Source organism: Rugamonas apoptosis (genome assembly GCF_014042355.1).
GTDB classification, from domain to species: Bacteria; Pseudomonadota; Gammaproteobacteria; order Burkholderiales; family Burkholderiaceae_D; genus Rugamonas; species Rugamonas apoptosis.
Map to the genome: position 1 here is coordinate 85103 of NZ_JACEZU010000002.1, position 18473 is coordinate 103575.

General features: G+C 64.1%; 18 protein-coding genes. 9 read left to right on the top strand and 9 right to left on the bottom strand.

All coding sequences use genetic code 11. The annotated features are described in order from the left end of the window. Nucleotide 1: 1 nt before the first annotated feature. From H3H39_RS04065 to H3H39_RS04100, 8 genes are all read left to right on the top strand, one after another. Nucleotides 2–958, top strand: a complete 957-nt coding sequence (locus tag H3H39_RS04065; protein WP_182152040.1) for a type II secretion system F family protein — start codon at nucleotides 2–4, stop codon at nucleotides 956–958. 25 nt (nucleotides 959–983) lie between these two features. Next, on the top strand, nucleotides 984–2414 hold the full coding sequence (locus H3H39_RS04070) for a LytR C-terminal domain-containing protein (protein WP_182152041.1): 1431 nt from the start codon (nucleotides 984–986) through the stop codon (nucleotides 2412–2414). 42 nt (nucleotides 2415–2456) lie between these two features. After that, entirely contained in the window at nucleotides 2457–4562 is a 2106-nt protein-coding gene (locus tag H3H39_RS04075) for an Ig-like domain-containing protein (protein ID WP_182152042.1), read from the top strand. Nucleotides 4563–4809: 247 nt separating this feature from the next. Further along, complete coding sequence (locus tag H3H39_RS04080; RefSeq protein WP_220461432.1) at nucleotides 4810–5112, top strand: heavy-metal-associated domain-containing protein; 303 nt, start codon at nucleotides 4810–4812, stop codon at nucleotides 5110–5112. 65 nt (nucleotides 5113–5177) lie between these two features. Continuing rightward, nucleotides 5178–5621 (top strand): CBS domain-containing protein, encoded by a 444-nt coding sequence (locus H3H39_RS04085; RefSeq protein WP_182152043.1) that lies wholly within the window; start codon nucleotides 5178–5180, stop codon nucleotides 5619–5621. A gap of 51 nt (nucleotides 5622–5672) precedes the next feature. After that, nucleotides 5673–7496, top strand: coding sequence for an FAD-dependent oxidoreductase (locus tag H3H39_RS04090; RefSeq protein WP_182152044.1), 1824 nt, complete (start codon nucleotides 5673–5675; stop codon nucleotides 7494–7496). Nucleotides 7497–7505: 9 nt separating this feature from the next. Then, nucleotides 7506–9350 (top strand): 2-oxoacid:acceptor oxidoreductase subunit alpha, encoded by a 1845-nt coding sequence (locus H3H39_RS04095; RefSeq protein WP_182152045.1) that lies wholly within the window; start codon nucleotides 7506–7508, stop codon nucleotides 9348–9350. After that, a complete protein-coding gene (locus H3H39_RS04100) occupies nucleotides 9347–10402 on the top strand; it encodes a 2-oxoacid:ferredoxin oxidoreductase subunit beta (RefSeq protein ID WP_182152046.1) in 1056 nt (351 codons plus the stop codon). Before H3H39_RS04095 ends, H3H39_RS04100 begins: the two co-directional genes overlap by 4 nt. 48 nt (nucleotides 10403–10450) lie before the next feature. Here the strand turns inward: H3H39_RS04100 and H3H39_RS04105 are convergent, their stop codons facing one another. The 8 genes from H3H39_RS04105 to rpsF form a co-directional block, all read right to left on the bottom strand. After that, a complete protein-coding gene (locus H3H39_RS04105; RefSeq protein WP_182152047.1) occupies nucleotides 10451–11176 on the bottom strand; it encodes a transporter substrate-binding domain-containing protein in 726 nt (241 codons plus the stop codon). Between the two features lie 184 nt (nucleotides 11177–11360). Then, nucleotides 11361–12371, bottom strand: coding sequence for an inorganic phosphate transporter (locus H3H39_RS04110; RefSeq protein WP_182152048.1), 1011 nt, complete (start codon nucleotides 12369–12371; stop codon nucleotides 11361–11363). A gap of 57 nt (nucleotides 12372–12428) precedes the next feature. Next, entirely contained in the window at nucleotides 12429–13055 is a 627-nt protein-coding gene (locus H3H39_RS04115; RefSeq protein WP_182152049.1) for a DUF47 domain-containing protein, read from the bottom strand. Between the two features lie 62 nt (nucleotides 13056–13117). After that, a complete protein-coding gene (locus tag H3H39_RS04120; protein ID WP_182152050.1) occupies nucleotides 13118–14503 on the bottom strand; it encodes a replicative DNA helicase in 1386 nt (461 codons plus the stop codon). Between the two features lie 228 nt (nucleotides 14504–14731). After that, entirely contained in the window at nucleotides 14732–15184 is a 453-nt protein-coding gene (gene rplI / locus H3H39_RS04125) for a 50S ribosomal protein L9 (protein WP_182152051.1), read from the bottom strand. Between the two features lie 33 nt (nucleotides 15185–15217). Next, nucleotides 15218–15508 carry a 30S ribosomal protein S18 gene (gene rpsR / locus H3H39_RS04130; RefSeq protein WP_182152052.1) on the bottom strand — a complete coding sequence of 97 codons (291 nt, stop codon included), beginning with the start codon at nucleotides 15506–15508 and terminating at the stop codon, nucleotides 15218–15220. A 15-nt stretch (nucleotides 15509–15523) separates the two neighbouring features. After that, the gene (gene priB, locus H3H39_RS04135) at nucleotides 15524–15832 is read right to left on the bottom strand and encodes a primosomal replication protein N (protein WP_182152531.1); all 309 of its coding nucleotides are present in this window, start codon (nucleotides 15830–15832) and stop codon (nucleotides 15524–15526) included. A gap of 17 nt (nucleotides 15833–15849) precedes the next feature. Further along, nucleotides 15850–16236 carry a 30S ribosomal protein S6 gene (gene rpsF, locus H3H39_RS04140; protein ID WP_182152053.1) on the bottom strand — a complete coding sequence of 129 codons (387 nt, stop codon included), beginning with the start codon at nucleotides 16234–16236 and terminating at the stop codon, nucleotides 15850–15852. Between the two features lie 267 nt (nucleotides 16237–16503). On the opposite strand from rpsF, the gene lexA reads away from it, so the two are divergent. Then, a complete protein-coding gene (gene lexA / locus H3H39_RS04145) occupies nucleotides 16504–17142 on the top strand; it encodes a transcriptional repressor LexA (RefSeq protein ID WP_182152054.1) in 639 nt (212 codons plus the stop codon). A 69-nt stretch (nucleotides 17143–17211) separates the two neighbouring features. Here lexA and H3H39_RS04150 read toward each other — a convergent pair whose 3' ends face one another. Next, on the bottom strand, nucleotides 17212–18456 hold the full coding sequence (locus H3H39_RS04150) for a cystathionine gamma-synthase family protein (RefSeq protein WP_182152055.1): 1245 nt from the start codon (nucleotides 18454–18456) through the stop codon (nucleotides 17212–17214). Nucleotides 18457–18473 lie beyond the last annotated feature (17 nt).

The window sequence follows — 18473 nt, forward strand, 5'->3', positions numbered from 1 at the left end:
CATGACCATACCCCAGATCGGCCTGTTGCTATTATTGTTCATCATCGTGTTCGGCGGCGCCATGCTGTTGCTGAGCCGTTTCGCCAGCGACCCGGTCCAGCAGCGCCTGGAACAACTGGACAGCGTCGAACAAGCTGGCGGCGCGCGCCGGACCGGCAAGGCGCAAAGCCCGTGGCTGACCGGCTTCCTCAAACTGACCGGCCCGCTGGCCAAGCTGTCCGTGCCGGAAGGGGAGTGGGAAAAGTCGACCCTGCGCACCCGCTTCATGACGGCCGGCCTGCGCAACCCGAACGCGCCCACCCTGTTCTTCGGCGCCAAGACGGGGCTGGCCATCGGCCTGCCGTTCATCACCTACATCGTGCTGAACACCACGCGCAGCCACTACAGCGCCAACGTATTGCTGATGTGGCTGCTGCTGGCGGCCGCCTTCGGCTACTACCTGCCCAATATCCTGCTGGCCCAGCGCATCCAGAACCGCCAGCGCGACATCTTCGACGCCTTCCCCGACGCGCTGGACTTGATGACCGTGTGCGTGGAGGCCGGCCTGGGCATGGACGCGGCGCTGGGCCGGGTGTCCAACGAGATCGGCCTGAAAAGCCCGCTGCTGGCCGACGAACTGAATCTCGTCACGCTGGAACTACGGGCCGGCAACACCAAGGAACGGGCGCTGCGCAACCTGGCGCTGCGCACCGGGGTGGAGGACGTGGACGCACTGGTGGCCATGCTGGTGCAGGCCGAACGGTTCGGCACCAGCGTGGCCGATTCGCTGCGGATTCAATCGGAACAACTGCGCACCAAGCGCCGCCAGCGGGCCGAGGAAATGGCGGCCAAGATCGCCCTGAAACTGCTGTTCCCCCTGATCTTCTTCATCTTCCCCTCACTGCTGGTGGTACTGATGGGGCCTGCGTTCATCCAGATCTATCGCGTGCTGTTGCCTGGCATAGGCAGTGGTGGTTAACCCGACAACCGAAGGAGCACACATCATGTCGAACTTGAAACCGATCGTCATCGCCGTGGCCGGCGCCGTCATGCTGAGCGCCTGCGGCGGTCCGGCCGTGCGCCAGTCCTTGCAGGTGCAGGGCGTGCAGCGGGTCAGCCAGAGCACGGAACAGAGCGCGGCCAGCTGGTACCGGCTGGGCAAATATCACCAGGAGCGGGGCCAGATCAGCCTGGCGCTGGGCGCCTACGCCCAGTCGCTGGCGCTGGACGCGGGCCAGCTCGACGCCCGCAATGCGGTGGCCACCATCGACGCCCAGCAGGGCCGGCTGGCCGACGCGCGCGACGCCTTGCGGCGCCTGGTGGACGACTACCCCGGCGAGGCCCAGCCGCTCAACAATCTCGGCTATGTGTATTACCTGATGGGCGACTACAGCGCGGCCATCGCCACCTTGCAGCGGGCCGTGGCGATCGAGCCCAACGGACGCGCCTATTACAACCTGGTGCAGGCTCAGACGGCGGCCCGCGACGGCGCACCGGCCAGCGCGCTGGCGGCCGCCGCTGCCCCGGCCACCATCCCCGCCGCGCCGGTGGCACCCGCCGCCAACGTCGCCCCGTCCGTGCCATCGCGCATGGAACTGGTACAGCTGGCGCCCCAGGTGCTGGAGCTGAAACTGCGCCCAAGCCAATCCATTGCCGCCCTGCCCGCCCTGCCGGCCGCCGCGCCGGTGAACGTGCCGCCGGTACAGGTCATCGCGCCGGTGGTGGCCGCCGCGCCGGCGCCGGCAGCCAAGCCGGTCGCCGTGGCGGCGGCGCCCGTTGCCGCGGCCGTCCAACCGATCGCCATGGCAGCGCCCGCCAAAGTGGACGTCAGCAAACCAGTCGCCGTAGTGGCGCTCGCCACGCCGGCCATGGTGGCGAAACCAGTGGCAGCGGCGCCGGCGCCAATGCCGGCGATGGCGGCAAAGCCGGCGGAGGTGACCGCCGCCCCTGCCCCGGTCACGCCCGTCAAGCCAGTCGCGGTGGCGGCGCTCGCCGCCCCGGCCGTGGTGGCCCAACCTGTCGCCATGACCGCGCCGGCCAAGCCGGTGGCGGCCACGCCGGAGGTGGCGCTGGCCGCAGCGGCCGTTCCGGCCACGGCCACGCCGCGGCTGGAGATCAGCAACGGCAATGGGGTGACGGGCCTGGCCAAGCGCTACCGCTCGGTGCTGGGCAAGCTGGGCATTCTCGCCTCGCGCCTCAGCAACGCGCGCCCGTTCCGACAGCAGGCCAGCATCATCGAATACCGCCCCGGTTTCGCCGCCCAGGCCGCCAGTTTGCAAAAAGCCCTGCCCGGCCGCACGGCGCTGCAGCAGTCCGACGCCCTGACCCGCGCCGACGTGCGCCTGTTGCTGGGCAAGGACGCGCCGGCCCAACTGGCGCAAGCCGAACAACTGCAGGCTGGCGCGCGCTTTGCCGCCGTCGACACGACGCACTAATTGGAATGACACACATTTTTTCAAAACAACTCGAGGTGGCTCATGCTCATCACACTGAAACGTAGTTCCACCACACCGCTGCTGACCGGGCTGCTGACAGGCTTGCTGGCTTTGCTGCTGGCCGGCTGCGGCGGTTCGAACGGCGGCCCCGGCGGTGGCTGCACCAACCTGGACCCATCGCGTGACCCCAGCCTGCCCTCGTGCGGCAGCGTCAGCGGCGGCGGCACCACCACCGGCCAGCCCACGCTGACCCTGGCACTGACGGACGGGGCCGGCGCGGCCAGCAACAGCATCACGCCCGAGCACGGTGGCACGCTGCAGGTCAAGGTCAAGGACAGCAAAGGCGTGGCGCAGGCCAACGTGGCCGTCACCTTCGTCACCACCGACAAGACGGCTGTGCTGTCGCCGTCCTCCGGCACGGCGCTGACGGACGCCAACGGCGTGGCCAGCGTGGGCCTGGCGGCCGGCAGTGTGGCCGGCGCCTACACGGCCACCGCCAGCGCCACCGTGGGCGGGCTGGTGACGGGCGCGGTCAGCTACGCCGTAACCTTCAAGACGCTCAGCCTGAGCGCCCTGACGTTCTCGCCCGCCACCCTGTCGGCCGGCGGCAACGCCAGCATCAGCGTTAGCGTGCTCAGCGACGGCGTGGCCTACACGCCACCGCTGCCCGTCACCTTCAGTTCCCCTTGCGTGACGGCCGGCAAGGCCAGCCTCGGCAGCCCCGTGCTGACCCAGGCCGGGGTGGCCGTGGCCAGCTACACGGACAAGGGCTGCGGCGTGGCCGACACGGTGACGGCCAGCGTCACCCTGGGCAGCGCGACGGCCACGAAGAGCGGCACCCTGACCGTGCTGCCCGCCTCGGCCGGCTCGATCAAGTTCGTCGGCGCCCAGACCACCAACATCGCGCTCAAGGGTACAGGCGGCTTTGGCCGGCCGGAATTCTCGACCCTGACGTTCCAGGTGTTCGACACCACCGGCGCGCCCGTCTCGGGCAAGGCCATCGACTTCGTGTTCGCCGACTCGATGACGACCTCCACCACCGGCGGCCTTTCGCTGAACCCGGCCTCCTCCACCTCGGCCGCCGACGGCACCGTCACCACGCTGGTCACGGCCGGCACCATCCCGACCTCGGTGCGGGTGATCGCCTCGGTACATGGCGCCTCGCCTCCGATCACCACGCTGTCGAACATCCTGGTCATTTCGACCGGGGTGCCGGACCAGGCCCACTTCTCGTTGGCGACCTCGATCGGCAATTGCGAGGGATTTGAAATCGATCAACTGTGCTCGGTGATCACCGCGACCGTGGGGGACCACTTCGGTAATCCGGTCCCCGATGGCACCGCCGTCAACTTCACCACGGAGTCCGGCATCATCGACGCATCGTGTGTCACCGGCTCGCTGCCAGCAAGCGGCGCCACTCCCGGCGACAGCACGGCCGGCTCGCAGACCACCAACTCCAAGATTGGTCCCGGCTCGGGCACCTGCAGCGTCAACCTGCGCTCGGCGGCGCCACGCAAGGCCAATGGCCGCGTGACGGTGATGGCCTACGCGCTGGGCGAGGAAACGCTGATCGACAACAACGGCAACAATGTCTATGACAGCGGCGACAACTTCATCGACAAGAGTCCCGACATCTTCCGCGACGACGACGAGAACGGGCGCTGGAGCGCTGGCGAGCCTTGCATCGGCCCCAACACCAATGGCAGCTGCAGCACGCCCGGCGACGGCATCTATAACGGCGTGCTGCGGAAACCGCAAACCCCGAGCGCCCAGACGCAGTACGTCTCGGCCCAGTTTGTGGAAATCTTCTCGGGCAGCCACGCCTCCATCACATTCACGCCATCCACCGTCACCTGCAATGACAACCTGACGGCACTGGTGGGCGTCACGGTGAAAGACCAGAACGGCAACGTCATGCCTTACAACTCGCAAATGACGTTTGGCGCGCTGTTCGGCCTGACGGTGGCGCCCGTACTCCCCGCCAGCGCCAAAGTGGAGAACGTGCGCCTGGGAATTGGTCAACCCGATATCGTGCCCACCTATCCGATCACGATCGGCTGCCCGTCGCCCACGGCCAAGGGCGTACTGAACGTCACCGTCACCACGCCCGGCGGTACGCTCTCGGGGGCCAGCATCAACATCAACTAAGCGGGCCACAAACGCAAACCGCAAACCGGGGTCAGGTCTTGAAATCACGCGTTGCGTGATTTCAAGACCTGACCCCGGTTTGCTTTGCACATGCAAGAGGATTGCCCCGCGCCCCATTTTGGAGTAACTTGAGCTTCATCAAAGATTAAGGAATGTGCATGGGTCTACAGTACACCGTAGGCCACGGTTGCGAAGGCGGCACGCGGATTTCCAGGCGAATTCCACTTTCCACTCAGCAACACCATGCATGGCGTCCTGCAACTATCTCAACCACCTGGAGCAGAGCATGGAAACCGTGGCCCTGGAAATCGAAGGCATGACATGCGGCGGTTGCGCCGCCAGTATTGAAAAGATGTTGTACGGCGTGGCGGGCGTGCAGACGGCCGCCGTGACGCTCAACGGCGGGCGCGCCGAAGTGACGTTCGACCCACGCCAGACCAGCGCCGACGCGCTGACGGCCGTGGTGACGGATGCCGGCTACGGCGCCCATCTGGCCGGCAGCTCCACGGCCGGGCAGCGGCCCGTGGCCGAGCCGGCCGGCGGCGCCTGAATGCCCGGGCGGGGGCGTCGCACCTGATCCGGCGCCCCCGCCCCATCGCGACCTTGGGGGATGTGATGACTGAACGCACCGTGTTGCAATCGATCGGCCAGCGCCATGTGCTGACCGTCAAGCCAGACGCCAGCAGCTACCACGCCGCCTGCGCCATGACCAAGGCCCATTGCGGCAGCATCCTGATCGTCGACGACGGCGGCGCCATGCTGGGCATCCTCACCGAGCGCGACCTGATGACCAAGATCGTGGCCCAGCGCCGCGATCCCGAGGCCACGCCCGTGTCGGCCATCATGACCCACAACCCGCACTTCATCGCGCCCCAGACCACCGTCTCGGACGCGGTGCTGATCATGAAGCGGCATAACTTCCGCCACCTGCCGGTGGTGTCGTCCACCTCGCAGCTGCTGGGCGTGTTCTCGATCCGCGACGCCATGCCGCGCGAGCTGGCGGAAGCGGACACCATGGCCGAACAGATCGACCAGGAATTCACCAACGTATTGAGTTGAGCCCACCAGACATGACGTAGATCCGGCCCGTGCGGCCGCCAGGAGGAGCACTTGCGACCTACCGACATCATCAGTCCCGACTACTTCCACAAGGTGGTCGATTGCCAATGGGCCTGTCCGGCCCACACTCCCGTCCCCGAATATATCCGCCTGATCGCCGCCGGCCGTTACTCGGACGCCTACTTGATCAACTGGGAATCGAACGTGTTCCCCGGCGTGCTGGGGCGCACCTGCGACCGACCCTGCGAACCGGCCTGCCGCCGCAGCCGGGTCGAGGATGAAGCGGGCAAGCAGCCGGTGGCCATCTGCCGCCTGAAGCGGGTGGCGGCCGATTACAAGGACGACATCCGCGACCGCCTGCCCCAGCCGGCGCCGCGCAACGGGCGCCGCATCGCCTGCGTGGGCGCGGGCCCGGCCTCGCTGACGGTGGCGCGCGACCTGGCCGTGCAAGGCTACCAGGTGACGGTGTACGACAGCGAAGCGAAAGCCGGTGGCTTCATCCGCAGCCAGATCCCCAAGTTCCGCCTGCCCGAGGAAGTGATCGACGAGGAGACGGGCTACATCCTGGACCTGGGCGTGGAACTGCGCGCCGGCCAGCGCATCGACAGCCTGCAATCGCTGCTGGCGCAAGGCTACGAGGCCGTGTTCATCGGCTGCGGCGCCCCGCGCGGGCGCGACCTGCCGCTGCCGGGCCGCGCCGAGGCGGCGCCCAACATCCACATCGGCATCGACTGGCTGTCGTCCGTCTCGTTCGGGCACGTGGAAAAGATCGGCCGGCGCGTGATCGTGCTCGGTGGCGGCAACACGGCCATGGATTGCTGCCGCTCGGCCAAGCGCCTGGGTGGCGAACAGGTGAGCGTGATCGTGCGTTCCGGCTTCGATGAGATGAAAGCCAGCCCGTGGGAGAAGGAGGATGCCCAACATGAAGGCGTCACCATCCTTAACTACCTGGCGCCCAAGGCATTCGTGCTCGATAACGGCAAGTTGTGTGGCATGCAGTTCGAAGCGATGGCGGCATCCACCGACGCGGCCGGACGGCGCACGCTCACGCCCAAGGGCGAGCCGGAGCGCTTCGTGGCCTGCGACGACGTGCTGATCGCCGTGGGCCAGGAAAACGCCTTCCCCTGGATAGAGCGCGACATCGGCCTGGCCTTCGATGAACGGGGCATGCCGGTGGTCGATCCCGTCACCTTCCAGTCCAGCGCCGCGCGCGTGTTCTTCGGCGGCGACGCGGCCTTCGGGCCGAAAAACATCATCACGGCCGTGGCCCACGGCCATGCGGCGGCCGTCTCCATCGACAAATTCTGTAACGGCGAGGATTTGCGCCAGCGTCCGCCGCCCACGGTGCACCTGCTGAGCCAGAAGATGGGCATCCACGAGTGGAGCTTCGATAACGCCGTCACGTCCGACCACCGTTTCAAGGTGCCGCTGCGCGACGTGAGCGCGGCACTGAAAAACATCCGGGTCGAAGTGGAGCTGGGCTACGACCAGCAGCTGGCACTGAAGGAAGCGCAACGCTGCCTGAACTGCGACGTGCAGACCGTGTTCTCGGACAGCCTGTGCATCGAGTGCGACGCCTGCGTCGACATCTGCCCCATGGACTGCATCAGCTTCGTCGAGAACGGCGAGGAAGGCGAGTTGCGCGAGCGGCTCAAGGCGCCGGCGCTGAATCTGGCCCAGGCGCTGTTCGTGTCCGGTAATTTGAAGACGGGCCGCATCATGGTCAAGGACGAAGACGTGTGCCTGCACTGCAGCCTGTGCGCCGAACGCTGCCCCACGGGCGCCTGGGACATGCAGAAATTCTTCTTCTCGCCCGGCCGCGCCGGCCCGGCCTGCCGTCCGCAACCGAGCGCGCCGCTGCGCCAGATCGGATAGGAGCTCTCCATGCCGCCCACCCTGCAAGCAGTGAACGATTTCGTCGTCAAATTCGCCAACGTCAACGGCTCCGGTTCCGCCTCGGCCAATGAACTGTTCGCACGCGCCATCCTGCGCATGGGAGTGCCCGTCAGCCCCCGCAACATCTTCCCGTCCAACATACAGGGCATGCCCACGTGGTACGAAGTGCGCGTGAGCGAAGCGGGCTACCTCGGCCGGCGCGGCGGCTGCGATCTGATGGTGGCCATGAACCCGCAGACGTGGGCCGCCGACATCCGGGAGATCACGCCCGGCGGCTACCTGTTCTACGACGATACGCGGCCCATCCCGCCCAGCCAGTTCCGTCCGGACGTGCATGCCATCGGCATGCCACTCACGGAAATCTGCAACGCCGCCTACACGGACGTGCGGCTGCGCCAGCTGTTCAAGAACATCGTCTACGTGGGTGCGCTGTCGGCCATGCTGGGCATCGAACCGGCCGTGCTGGAGCAGCTCTTCTCCGAGCAGTACAAGGGCAAGGAAAAGCTGTACGACTCCAACGTGAAAGCCCTGCACCTGGGGCGCGACTACGCGCTGGCGCATATCGATTGCGCCGCCGTGGGGCTGAAGGTGCGACGGGCCGACAACGTGGGCGACCGCATCTTCATGGACGGCAACAGCGCCGCCGCACTGGGCTGCGTGTACGGCGGCGCCACCGTGTGCGCCTGGTATCCCATCACCCCCTCTTCCTCGCTGGCCGAGGCATTCCAGAAGTACTGCCACAAGTTCCGCGAGGACGCCGACACGGGCCGCCGCAACTACGCCATCATCCAGGCCGAGGACGAACTGGCCTCGATCGGCATGGTGATCGGGGCCGGCTGGAACGGCGCGCGCGCGTTCACGGCCACCTCCGGCCCCGGCATCTCGCTGATGACGGAGTTCATCGGCCTGGCCTACTTCGCCGAGATCCCCGCCACCATCATCAACGTACAGCGCGGCGGCCCCTCGACCGGCATGCCCACGCGCACCCAGCAGGCCGACATCCTGTCCTGCGCCTACGCCTCCAACGGCGACACCAGACACGTACTGCTGTTCCCGGAAGACCCCAAGGAGTGCTTCGATTTCGCCGCCACCGCGCTGGACCTGGCGGACCGGCTGCAAACGCCCATCTTCGTGATGACGGACCTCGACATCGGCATGAACACGCGCCTGTGCGCGCCGCTGGCGTGGGACGACGCGCGCCGCATGGACCGCGGCAAGGTGATGCACTTCGACGACCTGGAAAGCGGCCGCGATTTCGGCCGCTACCTGGACGTGGACGACGACGGCATCCCCTACCGCACCCTGCCCGGCACCCATCCCAAGCGCGGCGCCTATTTCACGCGTGGCACCACAAAGGACAGCTACGCGCGCTACAGCGAGGAAGGCGCCGTCTACGTGGCCAACATGGAACGGCTGCACAAGAAATTCGAGACGGCCAGGACGCTGGTGCCGGCGCCCATCGAACGGCGCGCGGCCAAGACCACGCGCTATGGCGTGCTGTACTTCGGTTCCACCAGCCCGGCCATGAGCGAGGCGCTGGACATGCTGGCGCGCGAGGACCAGCAGGTGGACGCGCTGCGCATCCGCGCCTATCCGTTCAGCGCGGCCGTGATGGACTTCATCGCCAACCATGAACAGGTGTTCGTCGTCGAGCAGAACGCGGACGCGCAACTGCGCGGCATGCTGATCCTCGAAGGCAATCTGAACGCGGCCAAGCTGCTGCCCGTGCTGCATTACGACGGCACGCCGATCACGGCGCGCTTCATCGCCGACGCCATCGGCGCCCGGCTCGACTCCCACAAGGTCACTCCCATCAAGAAGGTGGCGCAATGAGCTATCTGGCCAAACCCAAGCTGCACCACCCGGAACTGAAGACCAACCGGCTCGGCTACACCCGGCGCGACTACGAAGGCGCCATGTCCACGCTGTGCGCCGGTTGCGGGCACGACTCGATCTCGGCCGCCATCGTCCAGGCCTGCTACAACCTGGCGATCGAACCGCACCGGGTGGCCAAGCTGTCGGGCATCGGCTGCTCGTCCAAGTCGCCCACCTACTTCCTCGGCGGCTCGCATGGCTTCAACACCGTGCACGGGCGCATGCCGTCCGTGCTCACGGGCGCCAACCTGGCCAACCGCGATTTGATCTACCTGGGCGTGTCGGGCGACGGCGACTCGGCCTCCATCGGCCTGGGCCAGTTCGTGCACAGCATGCGGCGCGCCGTGAACATGGTCTACATCGTCATGAACAACGGCGTGTACGGCCTGACCAAGGGCCAGTTCTCGGCCACGGCCGACCAGGGCTCGCGCTCCAAGCGCGGCGTGATCAACAGTGACGCGCCGGTCGATCTGGCGGCGCTGGCGCTGCAACTGGGCGTGAGCTACGTGGCGCGCGGCTTCTCCGGTAACAAGGAGCAACTGGTGCCCATGATCGAAGGCGCCTTCATGCACCAGGGGGCGGCGTTCATCGACGTGATCTCGCCCTGCGTGGCCTTCAACAACCACCCCGGCTCGACCAAGAGCTACGACTACGTTCGCGAGCATAACGAGTCTGTCAACCGGGTCGACTTCGTGCCGCACATGGAGGAGCTGGCGGGCCAGTTCACGCCCGGCACCGTGCAGGAAGTGCTGCAGCACGACGGCAGCGTGCTGCGCCTGCGCACACTGCAAGCGGAATTCGACGTGCACGACCGCATCGCCGCCATCAACTACCTGTACCAGCGCCAGGCCGAGGGTGAAGTGGTGACGGGACTGCTGCATATCGATCCCACGCCGGAGGATATGCACAGTCACCTGAACACGTCGCTGCGGCCGCTGAACACCCTGGATGAGGCCGTGCTATGTCCCGGCGCCGATGCGCTGGCCCGCATCAACGCGGCGCTGCGTTAAGCGCGGGATCGGATACCTTCCCCCCCCTGGCGTACAGGTGGGGGGGTGCTACGGCTGCCAATTATCGTAAGGCAGATCCACCGGATTTTCGATTTCCGCCAGCTCGCCGCTGGCCTTCAGCTTGTCCAGCGCCTTGGACATCAAGACAGCCACCTGGGCACCGCGCGGCGTGCGCGGATAGATGATCTTGACGTCGAAGCGCTGGTAAATGCTTCGTTGGATATTGGTCAGGTGAAGCGACTTCAGAACGGGATCGGTCGCGGAGTCGGCAAAAATATAGCCATCTATCCTGCCCATGCTGAGCATCTTCAGGCTTAACTCTATGCTGTTCGAGGGCTGCACATGGAAAGGAAAATAGTCCACGTGGGCGCGATCCGATGCGATGTTGTAGCGCGCCAGATTTTCGACGGCCACACCACTGCCCCTGCGCGTATACAGCACGAAATTGACGTGGAAAATCGTCTCTCTGGAATAGAAGAACTTGAGGTCGTTTTCCGCGACCACCGTGTTGCGGATGAGTGGAATATGAAAATCGGCCAGGCCGGATTCCACGTTGGTGACGGAGCGGGCGAACGGAAAAATATTGTATGTAATATCAGTTCCCGACGCCCTGGCCAATGCCTTGACCAGCTGAACCTGCACTCCTTCCGACGGATTTGGCGCATGGATGGGCATACGCGCCAGGGACGCGACTATCGGCTGCTCGGCTCGCGCGCATGAAGCCGCGAACAATGCGGTGAACGTCAGCAGTAATGCGAATAGTGCTTTTTGCAATCTCGTACCCAAGTATCCCGTCGATGCTTTAGCATACCCCAGAACCCCGCAAGCCAGCAGAGCGCAAGCTCATGATCGGCTCGGATAGTGTCACGCCGAAGGCCATGGTACGTGCCGGCGTTCCAACAAAAAAGGGGAGCCACGCAGGCTCCCCTTCTTCGCCGGCTGCCCGCGGGCGGCCGTCTTACATGATGTGATGCCCCAGCCACCACGCGCAGGCAGCCACGAAAGCCGAGGCGGGAATGGTGAAGATCCACGCCCACACGATGTTGCCGGCCACGCCCCAGCGCACTGCCGACATCTTCTGGGCCGAGCCGACGCCGACGATGGCGCCGGTGATGGTGTGGGTGGTCGATACCGGCACGCCGAAGTGGCTGGCGATCAGCAGCGTGAGCGCACCGCCGGTTTCGGCGCAGAAGCCGCCCACCGGTTTGAGCTTGGTGATCTTCTGGCCCATGGTCTTGACGATGCGCCAGCCGCCGAACAGCGTGCCGGCCGAAATGGCCGTGTAGCACGACACGATCACCCACATCGGTGGCGTCTTGTCGGTGGCGGCCACCTGGCCGGCCGCGATCAGCAGCATCCAGATGATACCGATGGTCTTTTGCGCGTCGTTGCCGCCGTGGCCCAGGCTGTAGCTGGCCGCCGACAGCAGTTGCAGGCGGCGGAACCAGCGGTCCACCTTGCGCGGCGTGGAGCGCACGAACACCCACGACACGATCAGCATGATCAGCGAGCCAAGAACAAAGCCCATCAGCGGCGACAGCACGATCCATTCCACGGTCTTGAGCAGGCCACCTCCGGCCAGCGCGCCAGTGCCCGACTTGGCGACAGCGGCGCCCACCAGGCCGCCGATCAGCGCGTGCGAGGACGACGAGGGAATGCCGTAGTACCACGTAAACAGGTTCCAGGCGATGGCGCCCACCAGCGCGCCAAAGATCACGTACTGGTCCACCACACCGGGGTCGATGGTGCCCTTGCCCACCGTGGCCGCCACGCCCAGCCCCACCACGAAGATGGCGGTGAAGTTGAACAGCGCGGCCATGGCCACCGCCGTTTGCGGCTTGAGCACGCCGGTCGACACCACCGTCGCGATCGCGTTGGCGGCGTCATGGAAGCCGTTCATGAAGTCAAACACCAGCGCCAGGGCGATCAAAACGCCCAGCACGTAGATGCTTATTTGAAGGGTATGCATGAATTGTTCTTTTCGATTTTGTCTGATTCAGGACGTCGGCACCGCGGGTAGCGGCGCTTAGGCGTTTTCAACGATGATGCCTTCGATGATGTTGGCCACATCTTCGCAACGGTCGGTCACCGTTTCCAGGATCTCGTAGATGGCTTTCATCTTGATCAGGTGGCGCACGTCCGGTTCGTCGCGGAACAGCTTGGACATGGCGGCGCGCATCACGTGGTCGGCGTCCGACTCCAGGCGGTCGATCTCTTCGCACACGGCCACGATCTGGCGCGAGTTGTCCATGTTGTGCAGCATGCCCACGGCTTCCTTGACCTTCTCGCAGCAGGCCAGCACCAGTTCGGCCAGGCGCTTGGCTTCCGGCGTGACGGCATGCAGGTCGTACAGCGACACGGTCTGGGCCGCGTCTTCCATCAAATCCAGGATGTCGTCCATGCGGGTGATCAGCTTGTGGATGTCGTCGCGGTCGAGCGGGGTGATGAAGGTCTTGTGCAACAGATCGACGGTGGCATAGGTGATCTTGTCGGCTTGCTTCTCGACGCCCTCAATGGCGTGCACACGGTTTTCCAGGTCGTCGAAATTGCTCATCAGGGCCAGCATTTCGCGCGCGCCTTTGACGCACAGGTCGGCGTGCTGGTTAAACAGGTCAAAAAATTTGCCCTCGGTGGGCATCAAACGTCCAAACATGTCATTCTCCGTTGAGTATTTCGAGTTGCTTGGCCACCCGTCCAGACGGGCGGCGCGTGGGGTTAGTCGCCTTGGTAAAGCGCCAGGTTACCGACATAATTGCCAAACTTGGTGTATTGGCCTATCCAGGTCAGGCGCACGGCGCCAATCGGGCCGTTACGCTGTTTGCCGATAATAATCTCGGCCGTGCCTTTATCGGGCGAGTCCGGGTTATAGACCTCGTCGCGATACAGGAAAATGATGACGTCCGCGTCCTGCTCGATAGCGCCGGATTCGCGCAAGTCGGACATGACGGGACGTTTATTGGGGCGTTGTTCCAGCGAGCGGTTCAGCTGGGACAAGGCGATCACGGGGCACTGCAATTCCTTGGCCAGGCCCTTGAGGCTACGCGAGATTTCCGAAATTTCGGAGGCGCGGTTGTCGCCGGCCGTGGAACCGGTCATCAGCTGCAAGTAGTCGACGATGATCAGGCCCAGCTTGCCGCACTGGCGCGACAGGCGCCGGGCGCGGGCCCGCATCTCGATCGGGTTCAAGGCCGGGGTTTCGTCGATGAACAGCTGGGCGTCGTTCATCTTCTGGATGGCGTGCGTCAAGCGCGGCCAATCCTCGTCGTTCAGGCGGCCCGTGCGCAGGCGGTGCTGGTCGAGCTGGCCCACGGAACCGAGCATACGCATGGCCAGCTGGGCGCCGCCCATCTCCATCGAGAAAATCGCCACCGGCAAACCCGCTTCGATTGCCACGTTCTCGCCAATGTTGACGGAGAACGCCGTCTTGCCCATCGATGGACGGCCGGCCACGATCACCAGGTCGCCCGGCTGCAAACCGGACGTCATGCGGTCCAGGTCGATGAAACCGGTCGGCACGCCCGTGATTTCACTCTGGTTGTCGCGGCTGTAGAGCTCGTCGATGCGCTCGACCACCTGGGTCAGCAGCGGCTGCACGGCGGTCCAGCCGGCGGCGCCGCGGGCGCCCTGCTCGGCGATGGCGAAGATCTTCGATTCGGCCTCGTCCAGCATCTGCTTGACCTCCTTGCCCTGCGGGCTGAAGGCCTGGCCGGAGATTTCGTCGGCCACCGTGATGAGCTGGCGCAGGATGCCGCGATCGCGCACGATCTCGGCATAACGGCGAATGTTGGCCGCCGATGGCGTGTTTTGCGCCATCGCATTCAAATAACTCAAGCCCCCCACATCGTCCGCCTTGCCCAGCTGGGTCAGGGCTTCGAACACGGTGATCACGTCGGCCGGCTTGGATGCGTTGATCAGCCGCACGATCTGTTCGAAGATCAAACGGTGGTCGTAACGGTAAAAGTCTTCCGCATGCATGAAGTCGGCGATGCGGTCAAACGCCGCATTGTCACGCAACAAGCCACCGATCACAGACTGTTCTGCTTCGATGGAATGCGGTGGGATGCGGAGTGAATCGACTTGTGGATCTGGGGGGGCATTCATGGCGCGAATTATACCTGCATAGTCACCCGCCAAAAATTATTGGCGAGAAAAAATTTCGTAGCTTGGCTACAAACATCAGGCCGCGCCACAGGCCGGCCGGCAAGGCCATGCTGCAGAGCAACATCTTGCAAAATAAGCCAGTGGGACGCCCATAGAAAAAGCCGGGCGAACCCGGCTTTTTCTGGCATGGCGGCGGGCGTCGCCGCCCGCGCATGATGCGTTTGTTACTTAGGCAGCTTCGCCCACGACAGCAACGGTCACTTCCACCACCACGTCGGTGTGCAGAGCGACGGTCACTGGGTGCTCGCCGACGGTCTTCAGAGGACCGGTAGGCATGCGCACGGCAGCTTTTTCAACGGCGAAACCAGCTTTGGTCAGGGCTTCAGCGATGTCGAAGTTGGTCACGGAACCGAACAGACGGCCGTCCACGCCCGCTTTTTGCGACACGGTCACGGTCATGCCGTTCAGCTTCTCGCCTTGGGCTTGCGCAGCGGCCAGCTTGGCGGCAGCAGCTTTTTCCAGTTCAGCGCGCTTGACTTCGAATTCCGCCACAGCCGACGCGGTAGCGCGGCGAGCCATTTTTTGCGGGATCAGGAAGTTACGTGCGTAACCGTCTTTAACTTTAACGACTTCACCCAGGTTGCCCAGGTTGACGACTTTTTCCAACAGAATGATTTGCATAGTTCTCTCCAGGATCTTATCTAGACGACGCGATTAAGCGTTGTGCAGATCGGTGTATGGCAGCAGCGCGAGGTAGCGAGCGCGCTTGATTGCGGTGTCAACTTGACGCTGGTAGTGCGCCTTGGTACCGGTCAGACGTGCTGGCATGATCTTGCCGTTTTCCTGGACGAAGTCCTTGAGCGTGTCTACGTCTTTGTAGTCCACTTGTTCCACGTGAGCGGCCGTGAAGCGGCAGAACTTCTTACGTTTGAACAGTGGGTTTTGTTGCTTGCGCTTTTCTTTCAGCTTGAGCTTGTTTTTGTCGAACTTTTTACCGAATGCCATTTTAGGCTCCTGTATCTAAATAGGTGCGCTGTCTGCGACAGCACGAAAATCAATGATGTGAAATACCAGGCTTTTGCTATTGCGGCTTTTCTTGTTCAGAAATCCCGTGAACTGATACACGCCTCCCAGTGGCGCCTGGCTGAAACGGTTCGAAATGTCGCCCGCGGCGACCGCGGACACTTCAAACTCGCTCAACCGGGCGATGCCCGCCTCCATCTGCTGCGACTGATGCTGTAACACAGCATTGACGATCGGCATGCCGGCCGGGGTGTACCTGATGGTGTCCCGTTCGGCGATGAGGGCAGTAAACTGGAGCTGGTTCAGCTCGGAATCCTGTTCAATTAAGCGGCTGGAGCAGCGGCTGCTGCTGGAGCTTCAGCGCGATGGGATTTCGCTGCATCTTCACGCTGTACCGACTTCATCATTGGCGAAGGAGCGGTTTCCGCTTTCTTCATCTTGACGGTCAGATGACGCAGCACGGCATCATTGAATTTGAATGCGGTTTCCAGCTCGACCAGGGTCTCGTTGTCGCATTCGATGTTCATGCAGATGTAGTGTGCTTTGGCCAGTTTCTGGATCGAGTAAGCCATTTGACGACGGCCCCAATCTTCAACACGGTGTACCGAACCGCCGCGGGTGGTTACGCTGGCTTTGTAACGTTCGATCATGGCGGGCACTTGCTCGCTCTGGTCCGGATGGACGATAAATACTATTTCATAGTGACGCATGCAAACTCCCTTAAGGACTGTGAAAATAGCCCACCCTGGCGTCAAGACAGGTGTGGGAAGAGGTAAGCCCGCGACTATAGCAGCTTTCCCGCCAAAACTCAACTCCGGCCTCGCTTTCGCCCGGGACGGGGGCCGCGCGGGGATGTGCGGGGGCCTTGCGCACGTTTTTTTCACATTATTTCGCCCAAAGCAAGAAATCCCTCTTGCAAACCCAGGCGCACTGTACAAAAATACAGACTGTCTATATCCACAGCCCCTGGCGCCCCCATGATTAAGCTCACCGCACGGCAAGAACAAATTCTCAACCTGATCAAGGATGCCATCGAAAACACCGGCTTCCCTCCCACCCGCGCGGAAATCGCGAACGAACTGGGCTTCAAATCGGCCAACGCGGCCGAGGAGCACTTGCAGGCGCTGGCGCGCAAGGGCGCCATCGAAATCGCGGCCGGCACCTCGCGCGGCATCCGCCTGCTGGGCCAGCACGCGGAAGCGGCGGCGCATAAAGTGGCCGCCACCGTGATGATGTCGCTGCCCCTGATCGGCCGCGTGGCGGCCGGCTCGCCCATCCTGGCGCAGGAAAACCTGGAAACCAGCTACAGCGTGGACCCGGCCCTGTTCTCGGCCAGGCCCGACTTCCTGCTCAAGGTGCGGGGCGAATCGATGCGCGACGCCGGCATCATGGATGGCGACCTGCTGGCCGTGAAGAAAGTGGACAGCGCCAAGAATGGCCAGATCGTCGTGGCCCGGATCGGCAACGATGTCACCGTCAAGCGCTACCGCAAGACCGGTTCCACCATTGAACTGCTGCCGGAGAATCCCGACTTCAAGATCATCAAAGTCGATCCGGAGGCGGACGAGTTCGCGCTCGAAGGCTTGGCTGTGGGCTTGATGCGCACCTGGCACTAAATAAAAATGGGGACGGACCCCAATTTCAGGCACGCCTGAAATTGGGGTCCGTCCCCATTTTTTGGTGGCTCAGCAGCCAGCCAGCGCGGCGCGGAAGTCGTCCAGCAAGTCCACCTCATCCTCGATACCCACCGACACCCGGATCAGCGATTCCGCGATGCCCATCGAGGCGCGGCGCACGGGGCCCATTTCGTAGAAGATGGTGTGCGCCACCGGAATGATCAGCGTGCGCGTGTCGCCCAGGTTGCTGGCCGGGATGGCCAGCTTGAGCCGGTTCAGGAAATCGAAGCAGTCGATCCCATCCTTCAACTCAAAACTGAGCAGCGAACCGTACGAGCGGAACAGCTCGCCCGAAATACCGTGTTGCGGGTGCGTTGCCAGGCCGGGGTAGTAGACGGCCGCTACCCGCTCATCCGCTTCCAGCAAGCGCGCCAAGGCCAGCGCGTTGGAGCTGGTGCGCTCCATGCGCAGCGCCAGCGTTTCCGCACCGACGGCGATGTGGTGCGCCGCTTCCGGCGCCAGCGAGGCACCGAAGTCGCGCAAGCCCTTGGCGCGGATCTGCGCCAGCCCCCACTGCGCGGGCGCGGCTTTCTTGTAGTTCTCGTAAATGTGCGGGTACTGGTTCCAGTCGTAGACGCCGGTATCGGTCAGGCTGCCACCCAGCGCGTTGCCGTGGCCGCCGATCGACTTGGTCAGCGCGTTCACCACCAGGCCCGCGCCCACATCCTTGGGACGGAACAGATAAGGCGTGGTCATGGTGTTGTCGACCACGTACAGGATGCCGCGCGCCTGGCACAGCTCGCCGATACGTTTCAAGTCCGCCACCTGGGTGCGCGGGTTGGCGATGGTTTCCACGAACACGATGCGGGTGGCCGGCGTCAGCGCCGCTTCCACGTTGGCCACGTCGGTGGCGTCCACGAAGGCCACGTCCACGCCCTGCCCGGCCGTGGTCTGCCACAGGCTGTTGGTATTGCCGAACAAGAAGGCCGACGACACCACATGGTCGCCCGCCCGCAACAACGCCTGGAACACGGCGCCAATCGCGCCCATGCCGGTGGCGAAGCAGATCGTACCCACGCCCTGCTCCATCTTGGTGACCTTGTCTTCCAGGGCGGAGATGGTGGGATTGCCCTGGCGGCCATAACGGAAGCCGGGCTCCTTGCCCTGGAACACGGAAGCCAGCTGGCGCGCGTCGCCATAACCGAACGCCACCGAGGTGTGGATGGGCTTGTGCAGCGAACCGTGCTCGATGCCCTTCTGGCGGTCGTTGTGCAAGATGGTGGTGGTGAAGCCGTAGTTTTTCTTGTCGTTCATGTCGAATCCGAATACAA